This is a genomic window from Burkholderia sp. Ac-20392 (assembly GCF_017104585.1).
Taxonomy (GTDB): domain Bacteria; phylum Pseudomonadota; class Gammaproteobacteria; order Burkholderiales; family Burkholderiaceae; genus Burkholderia; species Burkholderia lata.
On record NZ_JAAGPB010000406.1, the window covers coordinates 1 to 7,974 of the forward strand.

Annotated in this window: 6 protein-coding genes; 3 read left to right on the plus strand and 3 right to left on the minus strand. The window is 66.9% G+C overall.

What is annotated here, in order from left to right:
- The coding region (locus G3N99_RS30330; protein WP_206124208.1) for an alpha/beta hydrolase-fold protein at nt 1–1,289 on the plus strand (1,289 nt) is incomplete at its 5' end.
- 165 nt (nt 1,290–1,454) lie between these two features.
- On the opposite strand, the gene G3N99_RS30335 is transcribed toward G3N99_RS30330, so the two are convergent.
- Nucleotides 1,455–2,147, minus strand: a complete 693-nt coding sequence (locus G3N99_RS30335) for an aspartate/glutamate racemase family protein (RefSeq protein WP_206124209.1) — start codon at nt 2,145–2,147, stop codon at nt 1,455–1,457.
- 92 nt (nt 2,148–2,239) lie between these two features.
- On the opposite strand from G3N99_RS30335, the gene G3N99_RS30340 reads away from it, so the two are divergent.
- On the plus strand, nt 2,240–3,292 hold the full coding sequence (locus tag G3N99_RS30340) for an RNA-guided endonuclease TnpB family protein (protein ID WP_174947079.1): 1,053 nt from the start codon (nt 2,240–2,242) through the stop codon (nt 3,290–3,292).
- 154 nt (nt 3,293–3,446) lie between these two features.
- Nucleotides 3,447–4,610 (plus strand): DNA polymerase IV, encoded by a 1,164-nt coding sequence (gene dinB, locus G3N99_RS30345; protein ID WP_174986961.1) that lies wholly within the window; start codon nt 3,447–3,449, stop codon nt 4,608–4,610.
- Between the two features lie 60 nt (nt 4,611–4,670).
- On the opposite strand, the gene G3N99_RS30350 is transcribed toward dinB, so the two are convergent.
- Both G3N99_RS30350 and folD read right to left on the minus strand, forming a co-directional pair.
- The gene (locus tag G3N99_RS30350; RefSeq protein WP_206124210.1) at nt 4,671–6,758 is read right to left on the minus strand and encodes a M3 family metallopeptidase; all 2,088 of its coding nucleotides are present in this window, start codon (nt 6,756–6,758) and stop codon (nt 4,671–4,673) included.
- Between the two features lie 258 nt (nt 6,759–7,016).
- Nucleotides 7,017–7,877, minus strand: coding sequence for a bifunctional methylenetetrahydrofolate dehydrogenase/methenyltetrahydrofolate cyclohydrolase FolD (folD, locus tag G3N99_RS30355; RefSeq protein WP_174941850.1), 861 nt, complete (start codon nt 7,875–7,877; stop codon nt 7,017–7,019).
- Nucleotides 7,878–7,974 lie beyond the last annotated feature (97 nt).

Below are 7,974 nucleotides of genomic sequence, written 5' to 3' on the forward strand. Positions count from 1 at the left end.
ATGCGTTCTGGCGCGGGGTGCCGGCAAGCGGCACGCCGCTCGTCGAACCGGTGCCCGACAAGCCGTGGCGCACCGACGCAACGATCGCGCGGGGCCTGAACCCGCCCGACGAAGCGACACGGCTCGTCACGTTCCTGTGGCGCGGCGCGCGCGACAACGTGCGGCTGCTCGGCAGCCCGTCGGGCGAGCACGACACGCTGCGGCACCTGCCGGGCAGCGACGTCTGGTATCGCAGCTACGTGGTGCCGGCCACGACGCGCATCAGCTACCTGCTCGCTCCCGACGTGCCCGAACTGGATCTCGACGACGGTGCGCGGCGCCGCGCGATTCTCGCGACCGCGCAGCGCGATCCGCTCAATCCGCACGCGGCCATGAATCCCGCGCCGGATCCGTTTCAGGGCAAGTCGGTGCTCGAGTTGCGCGACGCGCCGCCGCAGCCGTGGATCGCACCGCGCGCGAACGTGCCGGCCGGCTCGCTGACCGCTTACCGGTTCGCCAGCACCGTGCTCGGCAATACCCGCGACGTGTACCTGTATCGACCGGCCGGCTACCGTGCGGACGATCCGGCGCGCGCACTCGTCGTGGTGTTCGACGCACACGCGTACGTCGACGCGGTGCCGACGCCGACGATCCTCGACAACCTGATCGCGGAAGGGCGCGTGCCGCGCACCGCGGCGCTCATCGTCGGCAATCCGGACGGCGCGACGCGCGGCCGGGAACTGCCGCCGAATCCCGCATTCGCGCGCTTTCTCGCGGAAGAACTGATGCCGTGGGCGCGTCGCGAAGGCGTGAGCGCGCCGGCGGCGCGCACGGTGATCGCGGGGTCGAGCTACGGCGGGCTTGCGTCGGCCTACGCGGCGCTGCGCCACCCGGAACTGTTCGGCAACGTGCTGAGCCAGTCGGGATCGTTCTGGTGGGCGCCCACGCAGGGCGATGCGCGTACGCGTACCGCCGAATGGCTGACGCGCGAATATGGGGAGCGCGAGCGGTTGCCCGTGCGCTTCTATCTGGAGAGCGGCCGTTTCGAGGACGGCAAGGGGCCGGCCGGCATCGGCACGACGAGCCGCCATCTGCGCGACGTGCTGCAGGCGAAGGGCTATGCGGTGCGCTACGCGTCGACGGCGAGCGGCCACGACTATCTGCACTGGCGCGGATCGCTCGCGTGTGGTCTGGTCGCGTTGATCGGCACGCCGGGGCAGGGGGAACGAGCGCCATTCGCCGCTGCGTGCCCGTTCGAGCAGCCAGTCGAACCGAGCGAAGGGTCAGGCGCGACGGTCGAAGCGTCCTGACTTGCCGGCGAATGCGATGCGAACCGCTTTAGCGGTGTCGTTGTACATCCATGCTGGCGCTTGCCTCGCAACTTGCCCCGTTCGTGAGGCCGTTCGGTAGAGGCGAGCGGCCCATTGTGCCGGTACGCGTTCGCGTCATCGGCAGCATCGCAGCGGCGGGCCCGGTCAGCGCGCCGCCCACTCGACCGCCGCCTTCGCATGCAGCGCGGTCGTGTCGAACACCGGCAGCGGCGAGTCGTCCGCGCCGATCAGCAGCGTGATCTCCGTGCAGCCGAGGATCACGGCCTGCGCACCGCGCCGGGCCAGTTCCTCGATGATCGTCACGTACGTCGCGCGCGATTCCGGCGAGATGATGCCGTGGCACAGCTCGTCGTAGATGATCCGGTGCACGTCGTCGCGCCCGCGCTCGTCCGGCACGAGCACCTCCATTCCGAACTTGCCGCGCAGCCGCTCCGCGTAGAACGGCAACTCCATCGTGTAGCGCGTGCCGAGCAGCGCGACGCGCTCGACGCCCGCATCGCGCAGCGCACTGCCGGTCGGATCGGCGATGTGCAGGAACGGCAGCGTCACCGCGGCTTCGATCGCATCGCTCACGCGGTGCATCGTATTGGTCGTCAGCACGACGAGATCGGCGCCGGCCGCTTCGAGCTGTCGCGCGGCATCGGACATCCGTTCGCCGAGCGCGGCCCAGTCGTGCGTGCGTTGCAGCGCTTCGATCTCGGCGAAATCGACCGTGACCAGCACGCTCTTCGCGTTGTGGTGCCCGCCGTGCAACGCCTTCGAATGGCGATTGATCATTCGGTAGTACTCGGCCGACGATTCCCAGCTCATCCCGCCGATCAGTCCGATTGTCTTCATCAGAATTTGCTCCGAGAAACCCCGCCATTGATGGCGGGAAGGAAAGGCGTGCTGTTGACAGGCAGCTTCTTCCACGGGTTAGGATCACCTGCATGATTCTTGTCTACTGCTACCGCGTGAAGTCGCTCAACGGACTGCTTAACAAGCAGAGCCGTGCGGTGAACTACGTCTGGAACTTCTGCAATGACACGCAGAAGCACGCGCTCAAGTGGGGTAGGAAGTGGCCGACGGGATTCGATCTGAACGTGCTGACGACGGGGAGCAGCAAGGCGCTCGGCATCCACTCCGGCACGATCAACGCGACGTGCGAGCAATATGCGAAGTCGCGCAGTCAGCACCGTCGGCCCTACCTGCGCTATCGCGGCAGGAAATCGCTGGGCTGGGTGCCGTTGAAGGGGCGTGACCTGAAGCGCGAAGGCGAAGCGTTTCGTTTCGCCGGCAACACGTTTCGCGTGTTCAACAGCCGACCGCTTCCCGAAGGCAAGATCAAGGACGGAACCAACTTTGCGCAGGATGCGCGCGGCAATTGGTTCTTGAACATCGTGATCGAGATGCCAGATGTTCAGGCTCGCTCGATCCGTTCCGGCGTCGGCATCGATCTCGGCCTGAAAGACTTCGCCACACTTTCGACCGGCGAGAAGCTGCCGAACGACCGGTTCGGCCAGCGAGCGGCCGAGAAGCTGGCAAAGGCTCAGCAAGCGCGAAAGCACAAGCGACATATCGCGAAGTTGCACGCCAAGGTCGCGAATGCTCGCGCCGATTTCCAGCACAAGCTCGCACTCGATCTGGTGCGGCGGTTCGATTACATCGCGGTCGGCAACGTGTCGGCCGCGAAACTCGCCAGAACCAGGATGGCGAAGAGCGTCTACGACGCATCCTGGTCGTCCTTCCGAAACAAGCTCCGCTACAAAGCGATCGCGCACGGAGCCACGTTCGAGGAAGTCGACGAAAGCGGTTCGACCCAGTCCTGTTCGGCGTGCGGGTCGAAAGACAGCACGACGCGGCCGAAAGGTATCGCAGGACTGAGAATAAGAGAATGGGCCTGCAGTGACTGTGGTGTCGAGCATGATCGTGATATCAACGCTGCGCTGAACATTCTCCGATGCGGACGTGCATCGCCAGATGTGGGAATCCTCCGCCTTTAGGCGGACGAGGACGTCAACCGTCACCTTCGCGTTTCGTGTATTGCGGCAGACGAGTATAGGCGCCGCTGTCCGCGCCCGGCCGGTACGATCCGTACAAAGCGGGCCAGTACGGCGCCGCCGGGCCTGGCCGCACGCGACAGTTGAAACCGGCACTGTGTTTTTGTACAGTATCGGCACCGTGAACCCGACCATCATTCCGCCTGCCGATCCGCACGTGCCGCCGCCGGGCGACGCGCTGCCGCGCATGCGCAAGATCATTCACTGCGACTGCGACTGCTTCTACGCGTCGGTCGAGATGCGCGACGATCCGTCGCTGCGCAACCGGCCGCTCGCGGTCGGCGGCCGGCCCGACCAGCGTGGCGTGATCGCGACCTGCAACTACGAGGCGCGGCGCTACGGCGTGCATTCGGCGATGTCGTCGGCGCTGGCGATGCGCAAGTGCCCGGACCTGCTGATCCTGCCGACCGCGATGGACAAATACCGCGCGGCGTCGCGGCAGATCATGGCGATCTATCGCGACTACACGCCCGACGTCGAGCCGCTGTCGCTCGACGAGGCGTACCTCGACGTCAGCGGGTCGGAGCGATGCCAGGGCAGTGCGACGCTGATTGCGCGCGAGATTCGCCAGCGCGTGTTCGACACGGTCGGCGTGACCGTGTCGGCCGGCGTCGCGCCGAACAAGTTCATCGCGAAGATCGCGTCCGACTGGAACAAGCCCGACGGGCTGTTCGTCGTGCGGCCGCACGAGATCGACGCGTTCGTCGCGGCGCTGCCGGTGCGCAAGCTGCACGGCGTCGGCAAGGTGACGGCCACGCGGCTCGACCGGCTCGGCATCCAGACCTGCGCGCAGTTGCGCGATTGGCCGTTGATCGACCTGCACCGCGAATTCGGTGCGTTCGGGCGGCGGCTGTACGAACTGTCGCGCGGGATCGACGAGCGGCGCGTGCAGGCCGACCAGGAGCGCAAGTCGGTCAGCGTCGAGACGACCTACGTGACCGACCTGACGACGCTCGAGCAGTGCGCGGAGGAAATCCGCCGCCTCGTCGTGCAACTCGACGCGCGGATCGAACGGGCGGGCGCCGCGCGCTCGATCCGCAAGCTGTACGTGAAGATCCGCTTCGCCGATTTCCAGCGCACGACGGTCGAGTGCGTGGCCGATGCGACGAATGCGGACACGGCCGTCACGCTGCTCGCGAAGGGGCTGCAACGACGTGCGCAGGCGGTGCGGTTGCTCGGCGTCGGCGTGCGCATCGACGAGGATACGGCCGAGCGCCACGGGCAGTTCTCGTTGTTCGACGACGAATCGCCCGCGCCATGAAAAAAGGCACCGCCGAAGCGGTGCCTTTGCTTGCATGCAGCCGGAAGGGCCGGGCGGCGCTCAGTGCGCAGGCGCGGCCATGCCGTTGTGGCGCAGCAGCGCATCGATCTGCGGCTCGCGGCCGCGGAACGCCTTGAACGAATCCATCGCCGGGCGGCTGCCGCCGACCTCGAGGATTTCGCGGCGATAGCGTGTGCCGGTCGCCGCATCGAGCACGCTGCCGCTTGCGGCGGCCGCTTCCTCGAACGCCGCGTACGCATCGGCCGACAGCACCTCGGCCCACTTGTAGCTGTAGTAGCCGGCCGCGTAGCCGCCCGCGAAGATGTGGCTGAACGTGTTCGGCCAGCGCGAGAACGCGGCTTGCGGGATCACGTGATAGCGCTCGTTGATCTCGCGCGCGAATGCGGTCACGCCGGTGGCGCCTGCCGGGTCGAAGTCGACGTGCAGCAGCATGTCGAACATCGAGAACACGATCTGGCGCAGCGTGCCGAGCCCGCTCTGGAAGTTCTTCGCCGCGATCATCTTGTCGAACAGCTCGCGCGGCAGCGCGGCGCCCGTGTCGACGTGCGACGACATCGACGACAGCACGTCCCATTCCCAGCAGAAGTTTTCCATGAACTGCGACGGCAGCTCGACGGCATCCCATTCGACGCCGTTGATGCCCGACACGCCGAGTTCGTCGACACGCGTGAGCATGTGGTGCAGCCCGTGGCCGAATTCATGGAACAGCGTGATGACTTCGTCGTGCGTGAAGCACGCGGGCTTGCCGCCGACCGGCGCCGAGAAATTGCAGGTGAGATAGGCGACCGGCGTCTGCACGCTGCTGCCGCGCTTCGCGCGCGAACGCGCGTCATCCATCCATGCGCCGCCGCGCTTGCCTTCGCGCGCGTACAGGTCGAGATAGAACTGCGCGACGAGCGAGCCGTCGCGGTTCTCGACGCGGAAGAAACGCACGTCCTTGTGCCACACCGGCGCGTCGTCCGGCTTGATCTGAACGCCGAACAGCGTCTCGGTGACGGTGAACAGGCCCTTCAGCGCGGCCGGCTCCGGGAAGTACTGCTTGACCTCGTTTTCCGAGAACGCGTAGCGCTGCTGGCGCAGCTTTTCGGCTGCGAATGCGACGTCCCACGGCGCGAGTTCGGCGAGGCCGAGTTCCTTTGCGGCGAACGTGCGCAGCTCGTCCCAGTCCTTGTCCGCATGCGGGCGCGCGCGCGTTGCGAGATCCTCGAGGAATGCGATGACCTGCTGCGGCGATTCGGCCATCTTCGGCGCCAGCGACACTTCGGCGAAGTTGCGGAAGCCGAGCATCAGCGCCTCTTCGCGGCGCAGCTTCAGTGCATCGGCGACGATCGCCGTGTTGTCCCATTCGGCCTTGCCGTCGCCGTACTGCGGCCCGAGTTCCGACGCGCGCGTCGCATAGGCGCGGTAGAGCGTCTCGCGCAGCGCGCGGTTGTCGGCGTATTGCAGCACCGGGAAGTATGACGGGAAGTGCAGCGTGAATTTCCAGCCTTCCTTGGCATCCTTTTGCGCGGCTTCGCGCGCGGCCTCGATCGCGTCGCCGGGCAGGCCGGCCAGGTCGGCCTCGTCCTGCACGAAATACGCGTACGCGTTGGTCGCGTCGAGCACGTGGTCGGAGAATGCCTTCGACAGTGCGGCCTGCTGTTCCTGCAGTTCGGCGAAGCGCGGCTTCTGGTCCTCGGGCAGCTCGGCGCCCGACAGACGGAAATCGCGCAGCGCGTTGTCGAGGATCTTCTTGCGTTCGGTGGACAGCGTCGCGTATTCGGCGCTTGCGGCGATCGCCTTGTACTTCTCGTACAGCGCGAGGTTCTGGCCGACGCTCGACCAGAATTCGGTCACGCGCGGCAGGTTCTCGCCATAGGCGGCCCGCAGTTCGGGCGTATCGGCGACCGCGTTCAGGTGGCCGACGATGCCCCAGGCGCGACCGAGCGGCTCCGTTGCGTGCTCGACCGTCTCGACGATTTCTGCCCAGGTTGCCGGCGTCGCGGCCGCGCTTGCCGTGTCGACCGCGCGGTTGGCGGCTTCGAGCAGCGTGTCGAGCGCGGGCGTCACGTGTTCCGGACGGATCTCGCCGAAGCGGGGCAGGCCCGAGAAATCGAGAAGCGGGTTGATGTTGGCGCTGGCGGACATAAGACTCCCTGTCTGTTGCCGGATGAACCGGAGTGAAAAGGGTAAGGCGCGCAAGGCAACGCGGCGCCCGATATCGACATTATTGGGGCGCATCGCGCGCTTTCCAATCGTTAGTTTCTAACGATGCGATTGACGCGGGGTCGAATGCGGGGTGGAGGTGTTTGACGGCGCGGCGCGGCCGGCGCGGTACAGTGCGGTGCCGGGTGGCCGGCGAGGCGCCGGCGCGCGGAATCGCACGCCGGCTGAACGGGCTGGCGCTCAGGCGGCCGCGTCGGCGGCGCGCTCGGCGGCTTCGATCGTGTTGATCAGCAGCATCGTGATGGTCATCGGGCCGACACCGCCCGGCACCGGCGTGATGTGGCCGGCCACTTCCTTCACGCCCGCGAAATCGACGTCGCCGCACAGCTTGCCGGCGTCGTCGCGGTTCATGCCGACGTCGATCACCGTTGCGCCGGGCTTCACCATGTCGGCGGTCAGGATGTTGCGCTTGCCGACCGCGGCGACCACGACGTCGGCCTGCCGCGTGTGTGCGGCGAGGTCACGCGTCTTGCTGTGGCAGATCGTCACGGTCGCGCCGGCGTCGAGCAGCATCATCGCCATCGGCTTGCCGACGATGTTCGAGCGGCCGATCACGACCGCGTTCGCGCCCTGCAGCGGAATGTCGTGTGCCTCGAACATCTTCATCACGCCATACGGCGTGCACGGGCGGAACAGCGGCTTGCCGGTCATCAGCGCGCCGGCGTTCGCGATGTGGAAGCCGTCGACGTCCTTCTCCGGCGCGATCGCCTCGATCACCTTGTGGCTGTCGATGTGCTTGGGCAGCGGCAGCTGGACGAGGATGCCGTGGATCTTCGGATCGCGGTTCAGCTCGTCGATGCGCGCGAGCAGGTCGGCCTCCGACAGCGTGTCCGGGTACGCATCCTTCAGCGAGAAGAAGCCGTTGTCCTCGCACGCCTTGATCTTGTTGCGCACGTAGACTTCGCTCGCCGGGTTGGCGCCGACGAGGATCACCGCGAGACCGGGCTGGTGGCCGCGTGCGGTCAGGGCGGCGGCGCGTTCGGCGGCCTGTGCGCGCAGGGTCTTCGAAAGGGCGTTGCCGTCGATGAGGAGGGCTGTCATGGTGGTGGTCCTGCCGGGAAGTTGGAATGCGGTCGTGCGGCGCCCGAAGCGTCGCAGCAAAGCACGCGATTATACCGTTCGCCTGCTGCCGCCCGAC

Bases quoted from the DNA above. Each gene is read 5' to 3' on its own strand.
- G3N99_RS30340 (WP_174947079.1), top strand. From the start codon at position 2,240: ATGATTCTTGTCTACTGCTACCGCGTGAAGTCGCTCAACGGACTGCTT.
- G3N99_RS30350 (WP_206124210.1), bottom strand. From the start codon at position 6,758: ATGTCCGCCAGCGCCAACATCAACCCGCTTCTCGATTTCTCGGGCCTG.
- folD (WP_174941850.1), bottom strand. From the start codon at position 7,877: ATGACAGCCCTCCTCATCGACGGCAACGCCCTTTCGAAGACCCTGCGC.
- G3N99_RS30335 (WP_206124209.1), bottom strand. From the start codon at position 2,147: ATGAAGACAATCGGACTGATCGGCGGGATGAGCTGGGAATCGTCGGCC.